18 protein-coding genes are annotated in these 21638 nt (G+C 45.3%); 12 read left to right on the top strand and 6 right to left on the bottom strand.

Annotated features, from left to right (window positions below; all coding sequences use genetic code 11):
• Positions 1–13 precede the first annotated feature (13 nt).
• The 4 genes from ASL11_RS29065 to ASL11_RS29050 all read right to left on the bottom strand — a co-directional run bounded on the left by ASL11_RS29065 (position 14) and on the right by ASL11_RS29050 (position 4297).
• The gene (locus ASL11_RS29065) at positions 14–1453 is read right to left on the bottom strand and encodes a sensor histidine kinase (protein ID WP_056622517.1); all 1440 of its coding nucleotides are present in this window, start codon (positions 1451–1453) and stop codon (positions 14–16) included.
• Between the two features lie 3 nt (positions 1454–1456).
• A complete protein-coding gene (locus tag ASL11_RS29060; protein ID WP_056622515.1) occupies positions 1457–2131 on the bottom strand; it encodes a response regulator transcription factor in 675 nt (224 codons plus the stop codon).
• Between the two features lie 217 nt (positions 2132–2348).
• On the bottom strand, positions 2349–3617 hold the full coding sequence (locus ASL11_RS29055; RefSeq protein WP_056622511.1) for a sensor histidine kinase: 1269 nt from the start codon (positions 3615–3617) through the stop codon (positions 2349–2351).
• The gene (locus ASL11_RS29050; RefSeq protein ID WP_056622509.1) at positions 3617–4297 is read right to left on the bottom strand and encodes a response regulator transcription factor; all 681 of its coding nucleotides are present in this window, start codon (positions 4295–4297) and stop codon (positions 3617–3619) included. The genes ASL11_RS29055 and ASL11_RS29050 overlap by 1 nt, the downstream gene beginning before the upstream one ends.
• Before the next feature lie 220 nt (positions 4298–4517).
• Between ASL11_RS29050 and ASL11_RS29045 the strand changes: the two genes are divergently transcribed.
• From ASL11_RS29045 to ASL11_RS29000, 9 genes are all read left to right on the top strand, one after another.
• Positions 4518–5255, top strand: coding sequence for a polyphosphate polymerase domain-containing protein (locus ASL11_RS29045; protein WP_056622508.1), 738 nt, complete (start codon positions 4518–4520; stop codon positions 5253–5255).
• On the top strand, positions 5252–5932 hold the full coding sequence (locus ASL11_RS29040) for a DUF4956 domain-containing protein (RefSeq protein ID WP_056622506.1): 681 nt from the start codon (positions 5252–5254) through the stop codon (positions 5930–5932). The genes ASL11_RS29045 and ASL11_RS29040 overlap by 4 nt, the downstream gene beginning before the upstream one ends.
• A 32-nt stretch (positions 5933–5964) precedes the next feature.
• Positions 5965–7812 carry a carbohydrate-binding domain-containing protein gene (locus ASL11_RS29035; protein WP_056622504.1) on the top strand — a complete coding sequence of 616 codons (1848 nt, stop codon included), beginning with the start codon at positions 5965–5967 and terminating at the stop codon, positions 7810–7812.
• A 1035-nt stretch (positions 7813–8847) separates the two neighbouring features.
• Positions 8848–9225, top strand: a complete 378-nt coding sequence (locus ASL11_RS29025; protein WP_063795713.1) for a GntR family transcriptional regulator — start codon at positions 8848–8850, stop codon at positions 9223–9225.
• Between the two features lie 3 nt (positions 9226–9228).
• The gene (locus ASL11_RS29020) at positions 9229–9942 is read left to right on the top strand and encodes an ABC transporter ATP-binding protein (RefSeq protein WP_056622500.1); all 714 of its coding nucleotides are present in this window, start codon (positions 9229–9231) and stop codon (positions 9940–9942) included.
• Entirely contained in the window at positions 9943–10686 is a 744-nt protein-coding gene (locus tag ASL11_RS29015; RefSeq protein WP_056622498.1) for a hypothetical protein, read from the top strand.
• Between the two features lie 2 nt (positions 10687–10688).
• Positions 10689–11768, top strand: coding sequence for a hypothetical protein (locus ASL11_RS29010; RefSeq protein ID WP_056622496.1), 1080 nt, complete (start codon positions 10689–10691; stop codon positions 11766–11768).
• 20 nt (positions 11769–11788) lie between these two features.
• A complete protein-coding gene (locus tag ASL11_RS29005; protein ID WP_056622494.1) occupies positions 11789–12721 on the top strand; it encodes an ABC transporter ATP-binding protein in 933 nt (310 codons plus the stop codon).
• Complete coding sequence (locus ASL11_RS29000) at positions 12714–13658, top strand: ABC transporter permease (protein WP_056622492.1); 945 nt, start codon at positions 12714–12716, stop codon at positions 13656–13658. The genes ASL11_RS29005 and ASL11_RS29000 overlap by 8 nt, the downstream gene beginning before the upstream one ends.
• Positions 13659–13745: 87 nt before the next feature.
• Here ASL11_RS29000 and ASL11_RS28995 read toward each other — a convergent pair whose 3' ends face one another.
• Positions 13746–15743 (bottom strand): putative bifunctional diguanylate cyclase/phosphodiesterase, encoded by a 1998-nt coding sequence (locus tag ASL11_RS28995; protein WP_056622490.1) that lies wholly within the window; start codon positions 15741–15743, stop codon positions 13746–13748.
• A gap of 11 nt (positions 15744–15754) precedes the next feature.
• The gene (locus tag ASL11_RS28990; RefSeq protein ID WP_056622488.1) at positions 15755–16933 is read right to left on the bottom strand and encodes a beta-ketoacyl synthase N-terminal-like domain-containing protein; all 1179 of its coding nucleotides are present in this window, start codon (positions 16931–16933) and stop codon (positions 15755–15757) included.
• A gap of 244 nt (positions 16934–17177) precedes the next feature.
• Between ASL11_RS28990 and ASL11_RS28985 the strand changes: the two genes are divergently transcribed.
• The 3 genes from ASL11_RS28985 (at position 17178) to ASL11_RS28975 (ending at position 21568) form a co-directional block, all read left to right on the top strand.
• Positions 17178–18980, top strand: a complete 1803-nt coding sequence (locus ASL11_RS28985; protein ID WP_056622486.1) for a sensor histidine kinase — start codon at positions 17178–17180, stop codon at positions 18978–18980.
• Positions 18977–19573: a response regulator transcription factor gene (locus ASL11_RS28980; protein WP_056622484.1), complete on the top strand. Its 597-nt coding sequence runs from the start codon at positions 18977–18979 to the stop codon at positions 19571–19573. Before ASL11_RS28985 ends, ASL11_RS28980 begins: the two co-directional genes overlap by 4 nt.
• 231 nt (positions 19574–19804) lie before the next feature.
• Positions 19805–21568, top strand: coding sequence for a hypothetical protein (locus tag ASL11_RS28975; protein ID WP_056622482.1), 1764 nt, complete (start codon positions 19805–19807; stop codon positions 21566–21568).
• Positions 21569–21638 lie beyond the last annotated feature (70 nt).

The raw sequence follows: 21638 nt of genomic DNA, 5'->3' as shown, positions 1-21638 counted from the left end.
TCATCGATTTGTATCAATTTTGTAACAAGCCTTGCGTGAGGGTGGGTTCGGTTTGGAACATCAAAATGACTTCAGTGCCAATTTTCTCACGGCTATGTACGGTGATGTTACCGCCTTGCAGCTCCATTAATTGTTTGCAGAGCAGTAATCCAAGCCCATGGGAATGCGTCGAAATGGGACGCTTCTGATTGTGCTCAGAAGAAGCTAGGAACAATGCGGCAGTATCTTGCTCGCTTAGACCTTTGCCGTTATCTGAGATATGGACGTGGCAATAATATTCTAGCTGCTCTAGTCGAATATTCAGATGTGTGCATTCACTGTGCTTGATCGCATTTTCAATGACGTTGAACAGCACCTGCTGCGTGCGCTTGGGATCCACATAGACCTCGCACGGCTCGACCTCCAGCGTCGTCGTAATGGATGATTTATGCAAGGTAGGTTCAAGAATTCGCAGGCTATCCGTTAGGATTGCCGCCAGATCTGCGCGCTCAAGCTGTACGCGCCAAGCTTCATCGCCTTTGAGCGATGTTTGTAGCAGCTCTTCAACCATTTGTAACAGACGTGTGCTTTCCTTGCGGATGTAGACATTGCAGGTTCGAATATCTTCGACACGCTCCATTTTGTCAATCAGATCAGAAAAGCCAATGATAGAGGTTAGCGGTGTTTTGAGCTCGTGTGTCACATTATCATAAAATTTCTTCTGTTTGCTTTGTTCATACTGAAGAAGCTCGATATGTTCTTGGAGCGCTTCTGACATTTGATTGAAGTCATCGGCCAGTTCCCGCACTTCGTCTTGACTGGTGACAACAATCTTTCGGCTGAAATCACCAACGGTTACTTGCTTTAGCGCCTGTTGGAGTGCGTGCAGGGGTCTCATGATAAAGAAGGAGAAGGAGTAGCTTGCTAGCAACGCGATGAGTAAGCAGCCGAGCGCAACACCAATAAACCAAGAGCGCATCTCAGATAGCGTTTCTTCGTGCTTATTCAGATCTAGCAAGTAGCGAAATCCGCCTACAATTTTCCCCTCATAGGTGAAAGGAGAGGCATAAATAAGAATTTTGTTGTTCTCACCTTCGGTAATGACAGTTGCCGATTGTCCAGCTAATGCAGCGTCAATATCGCTTCGTTTCATCAAGTCTTCTTTGTTGCCGCTATCGCCGATAATGGTACCCTCCGGATCAAATAGCTGTACTTGGAAGTTGCTGTTAGCCGCAAGGTGGGAGGCAATTAGCGGAGCATAAGTCCCAGAAAAGAGTTGTTCAATACTAATTTTCTTATCATTAACGATTTTTAAAGCTTCAATGCGGTGCAGACCATAGTACTGGGCCAAGGTTTGGGTATCCCGCTCGATCATGCTTTTACTCAGTGTATAATTCACAACAACATACATCGAGGCAAGCAGCATAATGATCGTTATAGAGTGCTGGATGAACAGTTTGTTGCGAAGCTTCATGGCTTAAACCTCCAGTTTATAGCCCGTACCATGAACTGTGGCGAGCACGTGATCGTAGGGTTTGATTTTTTCCCGCAAACGATTGACCATCATATCAACAGACCGCGTCTGTCCGTAATATTCAAATCCCCATACCTGGTCCAGAATGTGCTCGCGGGTAAAAACTTTCTTAGGATTTTTGCACAGCAGCCAGAGGAAATCGAACTCTTTGCTTGTCGTTTTAATAGGTTTGCCAGCCAGCTTGAAGGATCGCTCATTTCTATCAATTTCGATGATGCCAACTTGAAGGACGTCAGCAGCTTGTACGGTTGCATCCGATGTGACACGACGCATGACAGCGCGAATTCGCATAATAAGTTCTCGTGTCTCAAAGGGTTTGGTTAAATAATCGTCGGCTCCGAGCTGAAAGCCTAGTATTTTATCATTCATTTCATTTTTGGCTGTCAGTACAATTACGGGTATTTCTTTATGGATTTGCTGGAGTGTCTTCAGGAGCTCAAAGCCTGACTGATCAGGCAGCATCAGATCCAGCAAGATGAAATCGATAGGCTCTGAGGCGAGTATCTCAAGACTAGCAGCGACAGTGCCAGCTACAACAGGATGAAACCCCTCTACTTCAAGGCTTAATTTGAGCAGCATTTGAATGCTGGAATCGTCTTCAATAATTAGAATATTCATAGGAAAAGTTCCTTCCTTTCCGGTGGCATTTTGCGTACCTCATTCACCAATCATGAGCATGTTCCTTGTGTATCCATTCTACACAACGGGCACGACATGTAAATACGAGAATAAAATGGGATTCAAAAAATGAGGCAGGACGCAGCTCATCATAGGGAGGGTGGTTATCAAAAAGTAAACACCAAAAAAGACTTGCCGATATGATCGGCAAGTCTATCTATGAAGGGAGCTGCACATAAAACGACGTTGCCTCGTGCTGTACACTTTTCGCATGAATCTTCCCCTTATGCTGCTCCACAATGGACTTGGCGATGGCTAATCCAAGCCCGTAACCGCCATGCTTGCGCGAGCGCGATGGATCCGCGCGGTAGAAGCGGTCGAAGATCCGCTCCACATGCTCAGGCGAGATACCCTCGCCGGTATTGGTCACGGTGAGAAGCGTATCGCTATGATGCTTCTTGAAGGAGAGCGTAATAGCACCCTTCGGTGGCGTGTATTTGATCGCATTGTCCATAAGAATCATGACAACTTGCTTGATTTGCTCGCTATTGCCGTGCAGGGTTAAGTCGGGCTGAATCTCGTAATCCAGCGTAATATCTTTCTCGAACACGACGGCTTCCATCGTGAGAAGAACACTTTCCACAGATTCACTCACGTTAAATTCGCTGTACAAGATTCCCGCTCTAGTATCATCCATTTCCGTGAGATAGAGGAGATCGTTGGTGAGCGTCTTCATGCGTTCCGTCTCCGATTTGATGCGATGCAGCCACTTTGATTGGCTATCGATGGTATCCTCGCTATTCGCTAGGAGAACATCCGCATTGGTATTGATGACGGCTAACGGTGTTTTCAACTCGTGAGATGCATCCGCAATGAATTGTTTCTGTTTCTGGAAGGCTTCGCGGACTGGCGCGATGGAACGATTCGCGAAATAGCGGCTCGTAAAGAAGATGACGATCAGCATCACCAAGCCGACGAGTGTAAAGGTATAGACAAGATTCGTCAGGATGGTCTTCTGAGCCGTAACGTCGAGATAAACGACGCTATACCCGGTGTCATTCTTTTGCACCATATACGCCCATTGGTTGCCACCCAGCGTGAACTGGCCGATATCCGACCTGTTGGCGGAGGCTTCCTTAATGGCCGTTTCGTAGAACGCTGTGTCCATGTCAAAACGGGAGTTCGTTGCTGTGATGTTCCACTGGGCATCTGCTTGCAGCATGAAGGAAACCGATCGTTCGGGTGGTGAATCATTGTAACCCTGAGGTTCTTGCGGGTGATGCCCGCCATCAGGTCCACCCTTCGGACTCCCCTTTTTCCCATCAGGCTTGAGATTGAATTCCGCAACGCGATGCAGTTCCATATCGATGTCGGCCTTTACATTCCCATATGTGATGAAATAAATCGTAGCGAAAGACAAGAGCATGATACAGGATATGATGACTAGATTCACGATGAGAAATCGGTTGCGCAGCTTGTTAAACATCAGGAGGTCACCTCCTCCAGCACATATCCGACGCCTCTAAGGGTCGAGATACGGACAGCCGCGTGTAAGAAAGTCAATTTTTTGCGTAAAAAAGAGATATACACTTCCACGTTGTTATGTTCCACCTCGGAATCGAAGCCCCATAGCTTCTCGATGATCTGTTCCTTCGATGTTACGGCCTGCTTTCTCGTCATTAACAGCTCCAGGAGCTCACTTTCTTTTAGAATCAGCTTGAGTTCCTTCCCCTTGCATGTCAATTTGAGATTCCCTGTATGCAATTCGATGTCCCCAAACTTCAAGGCATCCTCTGGCACAACCTCGCCCTTGCGTCTTAACGCCGCGCGTATCCGAGCCAACAGTTCTTCTGTTGAGAACGGTTTGGACACATAATCGTCAGCACCGTAATCCAATCCCGCGATTTTATCTGAAATTTCTCCTTTTGCCGTAAGTAGAATTACAGGTGTTGAAATTCCCTTGGTACGCAGTGTCTTGAGAATCGTGATTCCGTCCATTTCAGGCAGCATGATGTCGAGTAACAGAAGATCATATATACCACTTAACGCATTATCCAGCCCGGACTGTCCATCGTGAACAACGTCAACGGAGTAATGGTGTTTTTTTAAAATTTGAGTTAACGCTTCAGCTAAATGTACTTCATCTTCCACGATTAGAATTCTCATGGTCGTTTCCCCCTTAGTGCCTCAAGATGCTTCGAATGGCATGGCTTCATTATAGGCCTGTGAACCTTTAATCAACCTTAATAGTAGCACCACAAGTGCGGATTTACGAAAAAAACATAATTCATTTCGCATTTAAGTTTCACTAAAGGTTCGAGGGCTAAGATACAGTCATGGAACAGCGAGCAACACGCAAGGTGAAACAAGAAGGAGGCGCATCACAATGGCGATTGAAGTATTTAATCGGTATGAAAATAAGTATCTAATGGATACGAAAGCCTTTTACACGATCTATAATCGACTGCTCGAATATATGGAAATGGACGCCTACAACAAGAATGAACAATTCTATTCGATCAGTAATATCTACTTCGATACCGAGCATGATTCATTAATTCGAAATTCGCTGGCGAAGCCAAAATACCGAGAGAAGCTGCGAATAAGAGCTTACGGGGTTCCAAACGCAGATGCGAAGGTGTATCTAGAGCTGAAGAAAAAAGTGTTCGGCCTGGTGAATAAAAGAAGAACAGCTCTGAAGCTGAACGAGTCATATGACTTTGTACGAACCAAGGTAGAGCCTGAATTCAAGGACTATATGAACAAGCAAGTCATTCAAGAAATCAAATATTTCCTACAGCGTTATGATTTGGAGCCGAAGGTATATCTGGCGTATGACCGGATTGCGATGTTTTGTAAAAATAACCGAGATTTGCGGATCACCTTTGACACGAATATCCGTTCCAGACGGTATGATCTCAAGCTCGAAAGTGGCGATCATGGCGAGCAACTGATGGGCCGCGGGCAATGGCTTATGGAAGTGAAGGCGGAGAAAACGATCCCGCTCTGGTTGTCGAAGATGCTTTCGGAGCATGACATGTTTCGAACGAGCTTCTCGAAGTACGGCAACGAATATAAGAAAATGCGAAATGAACAGCTAACGGGGGAGAGGATTCAATTATGATCGATTCAATTTTTGCAGAAGTCACAGCAGGCACAGAATTAACGCTAATGAATGCTTTATTAACCATACTTATTGCAATTGTACTAGGTGCTATGATCAGCTTCACTTATATGAAAACACAAACGAACTACACACAAAGCTTCACGTTAACCATGATTGTTCTGCCAGTAATTGTAGCCATTATTATTTTATTAATCGGCAGTAACATCGCTAGAGCGTTCAGCCTTGCAGGGGCCTTCTCCATCATTCGATTCCGAAGCGCTCCTGGAGATCCAAAGGACATTTCCTTCGTCTTGTTCACAATGGCGGCAGGGCTTGCCTGCGGTGTTGGTTCGTTTGGTTACGCAGTACTTTTCACGCTTGTACTGTGTGTCTTGATGTTTGTCCTGAAAGTCACCAATTTTGGTGCGAAGAAGGCTGCACAGAAGCTATTGAAGGTGACGATTCCCGAGAGTCTGGGGTATGAAGAAGCGTTTGCTGAAGTGTTCAAGATGTTCGACATTGCCTATGAGTTGAAAAAAGTGCGTACAACCGAGTTAGGCAGCTTATATGAGTTAGTTTACGTCGTGACGATTGATCATTTGACGAGTCAAAAAGAGTTCCTAGACGCCATTAGATGCAGAAATGGGAACTTAGATATCACATTAACGATGAGCCCTACAGCGGCTGAATTTTAAATCATTTTACAAACAGAGAGGAAGAGATTTCTATGAAAAAACCTTTGAATATGAAAGGCGCAGGTATTCTACTATTATGCGCTGTTGTGTTAGCAGCATGCAATGAAACGACGGATATCGCTTCGACTTCTACGGAGGCTACACCAGCAGTAACAACGGCTGGAACGACGGCTTCAACTGCAAAAGCAACGTCCACAGATATCATCCAGAAGGTGGAGTATGCGGCGGAAGATGCTTATACAGATTGGGCTTCTGCGAATCCGACGAAGATCTCGTTAACGGGGACTAGTGTAACGATCGAGGGTGAAGGGGTAGCGGCGAAGGATGGTAAGATTGCAATTACGAAGGCCGGAACTTATGTCGTGAGTGGGAAATTGACAGATGGTCAAATAATGGTGAATGTGAAGGATAAAGGCGTAGTTCGTTTAGTTTTGAACGGCGTGGAGATTTCGAACAGCACGTCTTCCGCGATCTTCGTCGAAGAAGCGGGTAAGGCGATCATCTCCTTACAAGAAGGAACAGAGAACATCGTTTCTGATGGAACGAAGTATGTGTACCCGGACGCTACGACAGACGAGCCTAATTCGGCGATCTTCAGCAAAGACGATCTGACGATTAATGGAACAGGAAAGCTTGTCGTGAAAGGGAACTACAACAATGGGATTACTAGCAAGGATAAGTTGAAAATCACGGGAGGCACACTGGATATTAAAGCTGCTGATGATGGCGTGATGGGGCGTGACTTAGTCGCTGTCCAAGCAGGTACCTTGACGATTGATGCAGGTGGACATGGCATTAAAACTTCAAACGATAAAGAGGGTGAGGAAGGGTATATCAGCCTGACTGGTGGAACCTTCACAATCAAATCCGGCGAGGATGCGTTGCACAGCAGCGGAGGTCTTGATGTGAGCGGTGGAGATCTTCACCTTAATGCTGGCGACGATGGTATTCACGCCGAGGTATCACTTGCTATCGCAGGTGGTACGATCGATATCACGCAAAGCAATGAAGGGATCGAGGCGCCTGCGGTTCTGATCTCGGGTGGTAAAACCAATGTCGTCTCTACGGACGACGGTGTGAACATCTCCAGCGGCGACGCTGAGTCCGCTGAGGGCGGTGGCGCTCCGGGAGCGGCGACTGGCGGAGCAGGAGCAGGCGCTGGTGCTGGCCAGGCTGGGGCAGCACCTGCTGGCGGGACTGGCGGTGCACCAGGAGGCGCACCGGGCGCATCCGGCGCGAATTCGAACAATATGCTGACGATTACCGGCGGCTTCTTATCCGTCGACTCGAAGGGCGACGGGTTGGACTCGAACGGCTCCATTACGATGAGCGGCGGTACGGTGGTGGTCAACGGGCCGATCGAGAACAACAACGGCTCACTCGACTATGACGGCACATTCGTCATGACTGGTGGTTTCCTTGTTGCCGCGGGAAGCTCCGGCATGGTGCAAGCCACGTCCGACAAGTCGACGCAAGCCGGCGTCCTGATGACGTACACCAAGACACAGCAAGCGGGTGCGCTGGTTCATCTCGAAGATAGCGCAGGTAACACCATTATTACCTTTGCACCAGCGAAGAACTACCAGTCGGTGTTCGTCAGCTCACCGAACCTGAAGCAGGACGCTTCGTACACACTTAGCTCGGGTGGATCTTCAACAGGCACCGCTACGAAAGGCTTGTTCGAAGGTGGCACGTACCAAAGTGGGACGAAAGTTGTCGACTTCAAGGCGGCGACACTGATCACGTGGTTGTCCGAAACAGGCGTAACCGAAGCTAGAAGCGGGATGATGGGTGGTCCTGGCGGTGGCAGACAAGGCGGAGGTGGAGGCGGCATGCCACCACAAGGTGGTGGACAGCGTCCGCAACGAACCGCACAGTAAATCGAGCGAATCTTACATGTTTATGAGGCTGTCTTCACGTAGATTATTTATGTGAGGACGGCTTTTTATCAGTTTAATGGTAACCTCTCCGCCAACTCTCAATATGAGGGCCTTCAAGTCCCCTCTCCCTGTCAAAAATGCAAAAGAGCACTTTTTGAATGAGTTTCTCCTCCGTTATTTGAAATTGATGCAAAAAGGCATCCATTTTGAGCGATTTCAGGAGATTATCATGAAATTCGTTAAAAAGGTTGCCTATTTGCACGCATTTACTTATTTTCCACCCTAAACTAGTGGAAAAGGTTGTATTTTTGCATTTTTGAGAGAGGGGAGAGGAGAGGAAGTGTGATCAATCCAACACGCCACACAGCCTCACCGCCCCCGAAGTGCCCTGCCAACCAGCAGTCTGCAGTGCAAGCAGGACCACAAGCTCGCATGGCTGCGACTACCCTGCCGTTACCCGTGTTGTCTCTACGCCTATAAATAACCCTCTATCCACCACGTCCACATTATCCCGCCAACGTCAGCAGCATCTCGTCTGGAATGCCACCTGCTGACCTCACGTCATACCGCCACCACCACCGTCCGAGTTCCCGTTCAATTGAAGTTTCAACCAGATGAAAGGAACCTAGATGCGCTATTACGCCAAAATCGGCTATTTTTTACATCGAGAGGAACGAGAGTGCGCTAAGTGCGCGAATTTTGATGTTTTTCCTGTATTTTCGAACAAATAGGGTACTCACGTTCCCTCAGATGTTGTTTTTCGTATTTTTCGAACAAATAGGGCACTCACGTTCCCTCGGACGGCACTTTTCGTGTATTTCGAACAAATAGGACATGCACGTTCCCTTGGATGTCTTTTTCCCGTATTTCACGGCCAATAGCGTCCCCTAGTTCCCCCTCCCCCAAGGTCGACGTCCCCGCCCACCCTTTCTCCCTGTTCCAAAAAAGCGATTGACAATTCAGAAGGATAGAAATATTCTTATAGTGCACTAGTTCAATAGTGCACTGGTTTGCGGTGAAGAGGAGGGTAGGACGGTGCAACTTAATTTTAATAGCCCGAAACCGATTTATTTGCAGATGGTCGATGAGGTTAAGAAAGCATTGGCTAGGGGCGAGTTATCGCCAGGTGATAAAATTCCGTCCCATAAGGAACGGGCACAAATATCACAAGTGAATCCTAATACGGTGATGAGGGCTTACCAAGAGATGGAGCGGGTGGGTTTGACGGAAACGTTACGAGGACAAGGTACTTTTATCAAGAATGATCCAGCGATGCTCCTATCGATTCGTTCCGAAATGGCGCAGGCTGCGGTTCATCAATTTATTGAAGAAATGCGCGGATTAGGCATTGAACCAGACGAAATGGCGCATATGCTTCGCGATACTTTACATATGGAACGCAAGGAGGGATAGACCGTGTCGAGCGAAGAGAATCCGTACATGATTGAGCTCAAAGGCATTCAGAAGAAGTATTTATTAAAACAAGCCATAAGAGGCATCGACCTTCAGGTTAAGAAGGGGACGATTGTCGGCTTACTGGGGCCGAACGGGAGTGGGAAATCGACACTGCTCAAGATGATGGCCGGTCTAATCTATCCAACTTCGGGCACGATTCTCGTTGGTGGGAGGAAGCCGGATGTCCACAATAAACAGCATGTCGCTTATTTACCTGAGATTGATCATCTATATGGGTGGATGACGGTGAAGGAGACGCTGAAATTTATCTCAGGGTTCTACAAGGATTGGCAGGCAGACAGAGCGGCGGAAATGGTTATCAAAATGGAGCTGGATGAGAACCAGAAGGTTCGGAATCTGTCCAAAGGGATGCGGGCGCGCTTGAAATTAATTGCAGCGTTATCTCGGAAAGTGCCGTTAATCCTGCTGGACGAGCCGTTCTCTGGTATTGACCCTTCGTCGCGAGCCAAAATTATCCGCTCCATCATCAGTGAGTTCCAATCGGATGAGCAGACGATTGTGCTTTCCACCCATTCGGTGAATGAATCTGAGCCTATGTTTGATGACGTTATTTTTCTACAGAATGGGCAGGTTACGATATTCGACTCAACGGAGAATTTGCGCGAGACGTACGGCTGCTCGTTAGAGAACATTTGGGAGAAGGTGTACGGGTAGATGGCACTCTGGAACCTATTTAAGAAAGAAATAAAAAGTATTTCGCCCTTATTCGGTTTTTTCACAGTGGGTGTGGTTGCGCTGCACGTAATTGTTTTGTACAAAAGCGCCGATTTCCAAATGGATGCGACGATGGTATTGGCACTCATTATACCTTATTTATTCTTAGTCGCCTTAGCGATTGGAACGGGCTACTATCAACTCCATGTGGAGTGGAGAACGAACTCGATTTACCTCCTCCTTTCCTTACCTATTCGGGGGTGGAAGGTGCTAGCGGCCAAGCTAGCGGCAGTGCTATCCTTGCTAATTGCCACGTCCATCGTGATTGCAGCAAGCTTTGCGAGCTTGTTACTCCGTGTGATGTGGGAGGAAGTAAGCACAAGCGAGGATTGGTCGGAGCTAGGGCCCAGCCTTATGAGTCTAGTGCTCAATCTCTACTGGATCTGCCTTTTCGTTATGTTGTTCTTATTAATTGTCGTGCAGTTCACGTTCCTATGTGGGCAGCTCGTAGCAAAATTCAAATGGTTTGTGATGGTTAGCGCCTTTTTTGGCATCATCTGGCTGTCCCTTCTTATCAGCCCGCTGCTATCGAACCTGCTGGTCTGGACGCCTGAGATCGTGATTGGACATAAGGATTCAGATATGGCTTTCTTGCATTCGGGACCTTTTATTGTCCTCGGCTTACTCTGTATAGGGTTAATAGCGCTGAATGGATTCATTTTCGAGAAAGAAGTGGAGGTGTGAGGATGTCGTTCCGGCAAAAAAGAAGTGTTCTTCTCATCTCCGTTGTGATGCTGTTCCTACTCTCCATTCTGGATGTGTTCATCCGTAAGGAAGATGTTTTTCAAGCGTTCGTCGAGCAATTCGTGAACGAAGAGAAGACAGAGGCCTATATCGGCGAGAGGCGAGCTGTAACGGCAACCGCGCAGCTTCAATCAGAAATTAACAAGCCAGAGATCAAGGAAGTACTGCTAACAAGTCAAAAAGGCAAAATATCCGTACAACGTTCGGAGACGTCTACGATTCGGTTACAGGCTACGGTGACAGTAACTGCCGCGAATACAGAGGTGGCTAATCGCAGGCGAGACGCTGTTAAGGTCGAACAAGAACTCCAGAATGGACAACTCACGTTTGTTACGAAAGCGAACGGAAAGGCCATTGATTCCGACTATGTATCTATCGATTATGTACTTGCTATCCCCGAAATGATGAAGTCGACGATTGAGAATGAAGATGGCGCTGTGCGAATCAGCGGGATTAACGGGAATGTTACGGCTACATCTACCAGTGGGCTCATGGAAATAGTCAATGTAAAGGGAGATCTCAAAGTGAAATCCTCCTATGGAAGTCTATACATGGCCGACATTAAGGGAAATGTGGAATTGGTGAACCGATCTAGTAATGCCAATATGGATCGTATGCAAGGTAATCTGGTCCTCGATCATCAATCAGGCGATACCGATCTAACAGACATTACAGGGGAAGTAACAGGGAAAACGAAATACGGTTCCGTATTCTTTCGTGAAATGAAAGGTGCTGTTTCCGTTGTAGGACATGGTTCCGATATGAAATTTGACCATATCCAGGGAGACACGCAAGTAGTGTCGAACGCGGGCGGTAATCTGACGTTCATTTTGTCCAAAGATGAGGGGTATACGTTGGATGCTGCGGTGAGTGCGGGACGCATTCAATCCTTACTTTCTTTACCTATCCAAAAGGGTACCGAAAACGAATTTGACACCCGCATGAACGGTGTCTTAGGCAAAGGGACAAGAAAAATAGAGGCCAAGGTGGCCTCAGGCGATATCATTTTCCAAGTTAACTAAATCGAGAAGGAGGCTTATCCATGAGCAGTGAACCTATTGTAAGTCTGCGCGGGGTTACGAAGAGGATCGGGCGAACAACCATTATTGATAATCTAACGTTTGACGTACCGCAAGGTGAGATCTTCGGATTCCTCGGGCCCAATGGTGCAGGGAAGACGACAACGATCCGTATGATGGTTGGATTAATGTCTATCACGCAGGGCGAAATTGTAATTAAAGGGAAGAACATTAAGCATGACTTTGAGCAAGCGATCCGCCATGTGGGAGCAATTGTTGAGAATCCGGAAATGTATAAGTATTTAAGTGGCTATCATAACCTTATTCATTATGCGCGCATGGTTCCCGGAGTTACGAAGGAACGCATTGACGAAGTGGTCAAGCTGGTGAAGTTGGAGACGCGGATACATGATAAGGTGAAAAAGTATTCGCTCGGTATGCGCCAGCGACTGGGGGTCGCTCAGGCGTTGCTGCACAGGCCATCACTGCTCATTCTGGATGAGCCGACGAATGGCCTAGACCCTGCAGGGATACGTGAACTGCGTGATTACCTGCGTTATTTGACGCGATCGGAAGGCATCACCGTGATTGTTTCTAGTCATTTGCTGAGCGAGATGGAGCTGATGTGTGATCGTGTTGCCATTCTTCAGCAAGGCAAGCTAGTGGATGTGAAGACGATTCAAGATTTCATGGCAGATTCGCAGGATGGGACGCAAACTTACTTAATCGAAGCTACACCTGCGGAGCTGGTACACTCAGCTATTGTTGGTAGGACAGGTGTGAAAGAAGTAAAGATTGTTCCACAAGGCGTAGAGGTTGTGACAGAGAGAGACTGTATTCCTGACATTTTGGCAGACCTGATGCGTAGAGATATCCGGATCTACGGTGTCCAGGTGCTGCGACAATCACTAGAAGATCGGTTCTTGGAAATGACAGGAGGTGAGCAAGTTGGTTAATTTGTTTCTAAACGAAAATATGAAGCTCTACCGTCGTGTACGTACATGGATCATGGTCGCTATCATGATTGGCGCCGTTTTCTTAGGCAGTTTCATGGATTGGTATTATGATGACAAATCGGGAGAGGTCGATGCGTGGCGGAATCACGTGATCGAGCAGAAGCAGGAGCTCACCGATGCGCTGAAAGAGCCGAAACGGAGTGCTGAGAGCAAGGCCAGCATCGAAAAGCAGATTGCTAGGTACGACTACCATCTCGAGCATAATATTCACCCGGAAGGGGGGACCATGTGGAGCGGAATTAACGATTCGGCGCACTTAATTATCTTAATCACCTTGTTCACCGTTATTGTTGCAGGGGACAGCTTGGCTGGGGAATTCACAACAGGGACCATCAAGCTGCTCTTGATTCGACCTGCCAATCGAACAAAGATTCTAGTGTCCAAATATATATCGATGATTGCTTTTGGTTTATTCTTATTAATTATTCTGTTCGTTGTGTCTATTCTAGTAAACGGGATTCTATATAAGTTTGGGTTGATTGACCTACCCCTAGTAACCACCGATGCAGCGGGCCAGGTTGTAGAGAAAAGCATGGTTGCTAACCTATGGAAAACTTATCTGCTCAATGGTGTGTCTACGATTATTTTCGTCACCATGGCCTTCATGATTTCTTCTGCTTTCCGCAGCAGTATCATGGCGATTGGCTTTTCCATCTTTGCTTTATTTGCGGGAGCGATCTTCTTGGAGCTCTTGCAGCCTTACGAATGGAGTAAATACCTGCTATTTGCTAATATTGATCTGTCTCAGTATTTGAGCGGCCGCCCGTATCAGACGGGGATGACGCTTCAATTCTCGATTATCGTATTGAGCATCTATTTCTTCACTTTCAACTTAGTAGCATGGCTAGTATTCACGAAGCGAGATGTGGCGGCATAATTGGTTTGTAAACAGAAGAGGCTGTTAGGTCATGTAGAAGCATCTACGTTACCTAACAGCCTTTTGTTGCGGGATGGGATGTTTACTTTAACATACAACGTTGCTTCTAAGCATTTTCACATAAGCTTCAGCGGCTAATGGCCGACTCAAATAGTAACCTTGTACAGCGTTGCACTGAAATTGTTCTAATAACGTGAGTTGACTGGCCGTTTCAACGCCTTCAGCTACGACTTTCAGCTTCAAAATATGAGCCATGGCAATAATCGCCTGCACAATCGCGGCATCTTCCTCTGAATTCGTGATGTCATTAATGAAAGACCTGTCGATCTTCAGGGTATCAATAGGCAATTGCTTCAAATAGCCGAATGAGGAGTAGCCTGTCCCGAAATCATCAATGGAAATGCCGACCCCTAATTTCTTCAAAGCGATTAATTTCTGTATGAAAAGATCGACGTTGTTCATGGCGTTACTTTCCGTAATCTCGAACTCCAGATCCTGCGGTGCGAGTCCGGTTTCATTCAGGACTTGCTCGACCATTTCGATGAAGTTTTCCTGTCTCAGTTGCAGCATCGATAGATTAACGGCAACCGACATGTGCAGCATTTCTTGGGTTTGCCAAGCTTTGAATTGCTTACAAGCGGTGTGAAGTACCCACTGACCAATTGGAACGATCAGCCCGGTTTCTTCTGCCAAAGGAATGAACTCCGAGGGGGCAATGAAGCCCAATTCGGGATGCTGCCAACGAATTAAGGCTTCGGCTCCCGTAATTCTCCCAGTAAGTACATCAACCTTGGGTTGATAATGAACAACGAATTGATTTTCTTCCAAAGCTTTGCGCAGTGCATTTTCCATATTTAGCTTCTGATGAATTTGAATTCCCATCGTTTCATTAAAGAATTGATAGGTGTTTTTTCCTTTATCTTTGGCACGGTACATCGCCGTGTCCGCATTCTTTATCAAGATGTCCGCCCTCTCTCCGCCAGATGGATATAAGCTGATGCCGATACTAGGAGTGACAAATAACTGATACTCCTGCAAGGTGAAGGGCTTGCTAAAGGCGTACAAAATATCCTGTATGGCTTGTTCAAGTTCTTCCTGCGTATGCCCTGAAAGAATAATCGTAAATTCATCGCCACCTTGCCGGGAAATCGTTGCTTGTTTGCTTAGACATTCGGTGATTCGCCCAGCGACATTCTGTAGCAGCACATCACCGACATTATGTCCGAGCGTATCATTAATAAGCTTGAATCGATCTAGATCCATATAGAGAACCGCGATGCTGGTATTGTTCCGTTTTGCGGATTCAAGTGCAGTGTTCAGCCGATTTTTGAACAATCTTTGGTTCGGCAGACCCGTTAGTGCGTCGTGATAAGCCATGTATTTCACGATTTTCGTATGCATGCGTGTGAATGCAATGAATGTCGTAATCGCGAAAAGCATAACAGCAATAGCGCTTGGATATAATCTGTATTTTTCAAATAGATTCAGAATACCAATGCTATAACCAACAGCTATGACAGACGTGAAGACAAGCAGGAAAGTACGTTTATCTTTCTCCGTTATTTTCAGGCTGACAACGAATGAGAATAACAAGCTGATGATAAGTAGCACGACATTGAGATGGAAAACCCCTGCCCAAGGCCCGTTAGCTGGAAACATGAAGTCAGTAAGGCTGTCCATTTTGACAAGATACAGATTTTGGATCCCTAGATTGGTCCAACCGATCAGATAGACAAATAGGCTCCAGGAAAACACCAATACCACCATGGTTTTACTCACCGCTACCCGAAGCCATCGAGATTTCTGACTCTCCGCTACTTCGCTGGCCATACTGTACGCCACATAGATCAAAGCGGGTGTAAGCATGATAGAACCAAACCTGAAGAAACGAAATAAAAACTCAATGGTTGTTTCAGACAGTAGATGGTGTGCATACAAAACGGCGGTGTCTAACTCCCACATGGAAGCAAAAAATAAAAACATGAAAATAGCTCTCGCCAACTTGGTCTTCTCGAACATAAATAAGATGGTCAAACCAACGAAAAGCGGAATAAATGTAATAATTAATAGCAATAACAGGAACATAAAATCACCTCTCAGTCAATCTTGGTGACAAATAGACAAGTGTTGTTGCCTCCGTATCCATGTGTGGTAATAGCCACGCTTTGGATGTTCTGATATCGAGTTTCTAGCACGATTGGCAGATTCTCGAATCCTTCGGCATTCGTTTTAATAGTCGGAGGTATAAAGCCGTATTCCATGCTAAGAAGGGAAGAGATGACTTGAATGACTCCCATAGACCCTAGCGTGTGTCCTGTCATACCTTTAATTGAGGTGATGGGAACCGATGGACCAAATAAGGTTTCATGGATGATACTTTCTACTCGGTCATTTACTTTCAAACCAAGAGCCTGGCTGTTCAAATACGTCGGAATATGTTCGCCTACAGCGGTTCGAAGAGCTTGCAACATATTTTGTCCTGTTTCGTCGCTTTGCAGAATGGAGGTGCCTTCATTGTAAGAGGCAGTCCCTTTGATAGCACCGTAAAGAGAGGCTCCTCTTGCTTTAGCTTCTTTCTCACGTTCTAAGATAAGAACACCGGCGCCTTCAGCCAATACAAATCCTTGATGAGCATTGGAAAAAGGAACGCCAGTTTCCATAATATCAACATCGGGCGTGATCCCTTGGATTTTCAAAAAACCTTTCATCGTCCATCCCGTAATGGCCGCATCGGAACCACCCACTATACAAACATCTGCCATTCCGCTATCCAGGAGAAGTTTCCCCATGCAGATTGCGTCGGAGCTTGATGTACAGCCTGTCGTGATTGTATAAACCTGCCCCCTTATGTCCAAATGATGAGCCACCGCTGCAGATAAACTGTGCGCATTAGCTAATGCTACACTATGAATGGGCAATTTCTCATATACGGCACCGCCTGCAGAATATTCTTCCATTTCGGAAATGCCCGCTGCGGATGTTCCCAAAATTACGGCAATACGCAGAGAACCTCTGTCGTCAATACCGGCCATCTCCATCGCATCATCAGCAGCTGCCATAGCAAATCGAGCCATCCGTGGATATCGCTTCAGATTTTTGCCTCGAACGATTTTAAAGTCGTTATCAATAACGCCGCAAACAAAGTTTAGATCGTTTATTTGGCTCTTTATCACGCGATGCGTGCATATCCCATGTTCCAAGACCGTCTTAAATTGCATCTTGTTATCAATATGAGGGGCTTTGATACCAAAACCCGTGATGACTACATTATCCACAATAAATCCTCCATGAAGCTCCTATTAGAAATTTACTTTCCTTAATAAAATTCGATAGATTTCTACAGAATCCTACTTCATATTAAATATGGTACTTAGTACCTAGTTTTTCATTCGGAAGGTATTCGAAAATGTAAATGATAACCAGTTAGATTATTTCGCTAAAAATCAACAAATTTCATGGCAAGTTTGATAACATAGAACATGCGGAATGAAAGATGATTCCCGTATGGGGGCTAGAGCAATGAGTTATAATGCATATTTATCCGTCCTACTGATTGCTGCGACCTGTTGTTCATTAGTCATTGCCTACCTTTGTTGGAAAAGAAGAGAGCTTCCCATTGCCATCAGCTATGGTTTAGGCGTGTTAACGGGAGCATTTTACACCTTCGGCTACGCTTTTGAGGTTGTTAGTACATCGATAGAGCAAATACAGTTCTGGTTGCGCATCGAATATATCGGGATTCCATTTGGCACCATCCTGTGGTTCGTGCTCGTTTTACAGTATACAGGTCGACAAAAATATGTCAGCAAATGGGTTGTGTCGCTCCTCATGATTGTACCGATGACCACATTTATTTCCCATAATACGAATGAGTGGCATCATTTATTTTATTCAAGTATGAGATTAGATTACTCCGAAGGTTTCCCTCTCGTTACCATGGAAAAAGGACCGCTATACAAGCTGCATGTTGCTTACTCGTATTCATTTTTTGTAGTCGGTATGGGTATGTTGATCCAAATGTTCCGTAAAGCAACACCCCGAATGAAGAAACAAATCGCGTTTATGATTATTGGTTCATGGGGCCCGTTCGGCTTTACTTTGATATATTTAAGCGGTTTCTTCTACCTGCCAATCGATATTTCCCCATTCGGCTTTATATTCTCAGGCATCTTCTATTTATGGGGGATCTACCAATTCAATATGCTGCGGTTAGCGCCCTTGGCACTGCAAAAGGTGTTTGCATCCATGCAGGATGCGGTTATGGTGTTTGATTTGGATAACATCCTGACTAGCTTCAACCAGTCAGCGAAGCGTGTTATTGCAGGCATTGATCCGAATTGGATCGGGCAGCCAGCTGGTCAGGTTTTCTCACAATTCCCGATGTTGCTTGAAAGGGTATTACAGGGACCCTCAATGGAAAGTAAGATTCCAATATCGGGTTTAGCGGATAGGCGATTCTATAATGTTCACATGTCCTATATTCATGATCATGCGCAAAAGCCTGCCGGCAAAATGCTCTTGATAAGCGATGTCACCGAAATGGTACGATCGGAGGAGATTTTACGCGATAATGCTAGGCAATTAAGTGAACTGAATACCTTCAAGGACAAAATGTTTAACGTCGTGGCGCATGATATTCGTGATCCATTGGCTGTCCTTATCAATTTAGTAGAAATTATGGAAGACGATTTGCGCGATGTCGAGGGGGATTATGAAGAGATTGTACTTGAAATGAGCCAACAGATTCAGAATACGTTTACGTTGGTAGAGAGTTTACTCGAATGGTTTCGAAGTCAGAGAGGTGGCATGATTTTCAACCCAGTTGAACGAGACTTGGCACAAACCATACAGACAAACTTGCGTATGATGAAGGTCCGCAGTGAGAGTAAGCAGCTTGAGATGATCAATGAAATTCCTATGGATACGTACGTGTACGCAGATAAAGAAATGCTGGATCTCATTATCCGTAATTTGTTATCCAATGCGATTAAGTTCACGGCTATCGGAGGCACGATCCGGTTACGAGTCGCCTATGAAGCAGATGTCGTCGTAGTTTCGGTGAGCGATACAGGGGCAGGCATGACATCTGATCAGGCTAGTACGTTGTTGAAAGAGGCTTATCCGGCTTCGTCAACGGGAACCGCTGGAGAACGAGGCGTCGGACTTGGGCTTACCCTATGCAAGGAGTTCGTGCACTTAAACGGTGGGGAAATCTGGTTTGAGAGTGTACCCTTGGAAGGAACTACGTTTTATTTCACTATACCAACACGGCCTGAGGCGTCAACAAAACTAGCAATTCATGAGGGAGGGCGAGAGAGATGAAAGTCATCCTGATCGACGATGAGAAGGCCATGCATCTCATCATGAAGCGGATGCTCGCCAAAATGTCAGATATCGAAGTTGTGGGTAGTTTCTCAGCGGCGAAAGAAGCTTACGATTACCTGACCACGCACGAGGTGGATATGGTTTTCGTAGATATTAGCATGCCGCGGGAAAATGGCTTGGAGTTTGCAGAGCGTGTGCGGGCGAGTGGGCGAGCAACCAAAATCGTGTTCATTACCTCTCACATGGAATACGCCTTATCAGCTTTTGATGTATATGCATTCGACTACATCGTGAAGCCTGTTGTGCAGGAGAGATTGGTGAAAACGGTGGAGCGGGCTCGTGGGGAGGTAGTTCCAGACGTAGATAGGGTAGTTACCTCATCCGAGTCTCTAATCGATCCACTGACGAATCGAGAACTGGATATCGCTTTAGCCATCATAGATGGGTTGTCCAACATGGAAATTGCCGAACGGTTCGGACTAACGGAAGGTACGGTAAAAGGACATATCAATCGCTTATATGGAAAATTAGGCATTAAACGACGCGTACAAACAGTTGCTAGAATGAAAGAGTTGAGAATGTTAACTTGATAGGTCTAACTACATAGGAATAAAACGCCCATACCTGCCATAAGTATGGGTTTTTTCGACATTATTTTCAAAACTATAACTTTAGTTACATTTCATTTGTAGGTGTAAAGTCTATAATTGCCAGTAGAAATAGAGTTATGACAAAAATCGATAGGAATGAGGGTTGAACGCACACCGTTAGCGTAGAGTTAAGTTGAATTACGAATAGATTAATAGGAGGAAAAAGAAACTATGATTTTCAAATTTAAAAAAGCAATTATTTCTTCACTATTAGCAACAATTGTCATATTCGGCGCAGTAGCGCCTATGGCATCTGCAGCAGGCGGATCTACCCGGGTAGATGAATATACGCCTAATTTTAATAATAATTATTATGGTGTTTACGCAGATTCAGGAAGTGGAAGTATTCGTGTTCAATACTTAGACTCAGATACATCAAAAGTAGTTCTCTATGATGCTAATGGTACTGAAGCAGGTTCTGCGGTAAATGCGAACCCTGTTATTAGTAATCAAATAACTACAGGGGAGACATTATTGAGTGTTGAATTTAAAGATGTAACTCCTGGTCTGTATACGATCAGAGAATTTGCTGGCACAGTTAGAAGTGCAGCCAGTAATGTAATAACATTAAATCCTAAAGCCCCGGAATCAACGTTTGGCTGGGATCCTACGGCTCTAGGGACAGTTCAGGTAACTAATCTTACACCCGGCGCAGTTGTTACTTTATTTAACCCATATGTACAAGGAGAAGTTCCAATTCAACCTACACAAATAGCAGATGCGAATGGTATAGCCAATTTTACAGGCGTTCCAAATGGATCATGGTATCGTGTGAAACAGACATTTGTTGCACTGGGAGGTACTTCACTTACTTCTTATTCAAACTCGTATAAATATCTTGCTAAAAATGACCTTCCTAGCATGGAAATTCAAACTAATGCTCAGGGTGACGTAACCGTAAGTAATGCTATTCCTACTGCAGAATTGAGATTATATCATGTGTCAATAACTACTTCAGGCAGCACTACAGTTACTTCTGATGTTTATTTATCCGCTATTGTTCCAGCTAGTGGATCATTTACCTTCCCAGCAGCTGCCACAGTAGCACAACGCTACCGAGTCATAGAAACTACAAACGATGGAAACGATAGAGTGAATTCTTTCGTTATAGAACCTCATGCACCAACCCTTGCCGTAACTACAACGGGGACAGGTGTAGCCATTACAGGAGCATTACCAAACGCTTATATCTATCTTTACAACAAATCCAATGGGTACTATGACTATAGATATGCTGACGATAGTGGAAATCTAACGTTTGATCAAGTTCCTGCTGGTATCTATGTAGCTCAACAAGCATCTCCTTTTAATCCTTGTTCATATGGCGACAATTCAAACGAAATTATCGTACAAAAATGGATGACTCGTCATCTATATACAGGATGGAATACATTATCAGTTCCGTTTGCCTTGAAAACAGCCACATTGCAAGCTATTCTTGGAGATCATATTGCTTCTTTGGATAAAGCTTACGCATATAACAATACAACTAGCCAATGGGTAGCACTAACAACGGCGAATCAAGCACAATACTTATCCAAGCCACAAACAGCTTTGTATATTAGTCTTCTAGCTTCTACTAATGAAGACGTTTATGCGACCTTCAATGCAACTTCAGATATCACACCACCGTCTGTCTTACCAATTGAAATTGGATGGAATTTAGTAGGACCATCATTTTTGGAAATTGGTGGATCTCCCAGAGATTTCTTAACTGGAAATTCACTTGACATTATTCCAATGTTGATTAGCCCTAACGGTCAAGGATTTGTTTATAATAAAAGCAATATTAATACTGGTGTAGTCATTAATACATTAGGTTATTGGGTATACGCTAAATCAGCAACAAACTTAATCGGACAAATCTCTACTGGAAACGTTAGTGATCTTAATGATTGGGATCTTAACACATGGGTTTATTACAATAGACCATAATCTAATACAGTGGGGTACATTCTAGTGTGCCCCTTTTTTATTTGATGTTGATGCGTTCATTGTATTTGTT

This window comes from Paenibacillus sp. Soil750 (assembly GCF_001428045.1).
Lineage (GTDB): Bacteria > Bacillota > Bacilli > Paenibacillales > NBRC-103111 > Paenibacillus_E > Paenibacillus_E allorhizoplanae.
The sequence above is the reverse complement of the archived record's forward strand: the minus strand, read 5'-3'. Positions and strand labels throughout refer to the sequence as shown.

Excerpts from the sequence above, each read along its gene's own strand:
- ASL11_RS29065 (WP_056622517.1), bottom strand. The coding sequence starts at position 1,453 with ATGAAGCTTCGCAACAAACTGTTCATCCAGCACTCTATAACGATCATT.
- ASL11_RS29060 (WP_056622515.1), bottom strand. The coding sequence starts at position 2,131 with ATGAATATTCTAATTATTGAAGACGATTCCAGCATTCAAATGCTGCTC.
- ASL11_RS29055 (WP_056622511.1), bottom strand. The coding sequence starts at position 3,617 with ATGTTTAACAAGCTGCGCAACCGATTTCTCATCGTGAATCTAGTCATC.
- ASL11_RS29050 (WP_056622509.1), bottom strand. The coding sequence starts at position 4,297 with ATGAGAATTCTAATCGTGGAAGATGAAGTACATTTAGCTGAAGCGTTA.
- ASL11_RS29045 (WP_056622508.1), top strand. The coding sequence starts at position 4,518 with ATGGCGATTGAAGTATTTAATCGGTATGAAAATAAGTATCTAATGGAT.
- ASL11_RS29040 (WP_056622506.1), top strand. The coding sequence starts at position 5,252 with ATGATCGATTCAATTTTTGCAGAAGTCACAGCAGGCACAGAATTAACG.
- ASL11_RS29035 (WP_056622504.1), top strand. The coding sequence starts at position 5,965 with ATGAAAAAACCTTTGAATATGAAAGGCGCAGGTATTCTACTATTATGC.
- ASL11_RS29015 (WP_056622498.1), top strand. The coding sequence starts at position 9,943 with ATGGCACTCTGGAACCTATTTAAGAAAGAAATAAAAAGTATTTCGCCC.
- ASL11_RS29010 (WP_056622496.1), top strand. The coding sequence starts at position 10,689 with ATGTCGTTCCGGCAAAAAAGAAGTGTTCTTCTCATCTCCGTTGTGATG.
- ASL11_RS29005 (WP_056622494.1), top strand. The coding sequence starts at position 11,789 with ATGAGCAGTGAACCTATTGTAAGTCTGCGCGGGGTTACGAAGAGGATC.
- ASL11_RS28995 (WP_056622490.1), bottom strand. The coding sequence starts at position 15,743 with ATGTTCCTGTTATTGCTATTAATTATTACATTTATTCCGCTTTTCGTT.
- ASL11_RS28985 (WP_056622486.1), top strand. The coding sequence starts at position 17,178 with ATGAGTTATAATGCATATTTATCCGTCCTACTGATTGCTGCGACCTGT.
- ASL11_RS28980 (WP_056622484.1), top strand. The coding sequence starts at position 18,977 with ATGAAAGTCATCCTGATCGACGATGAGAAGGCCATGCATCTCATCATG.
- ASL11_RS28975 (WP_056622482.1), top strand. The coding sequence starts at position 19,805 with ATGATTTTCAAATTTAAAAAAGCAATTATTTCTTCACTATTAGCAACA.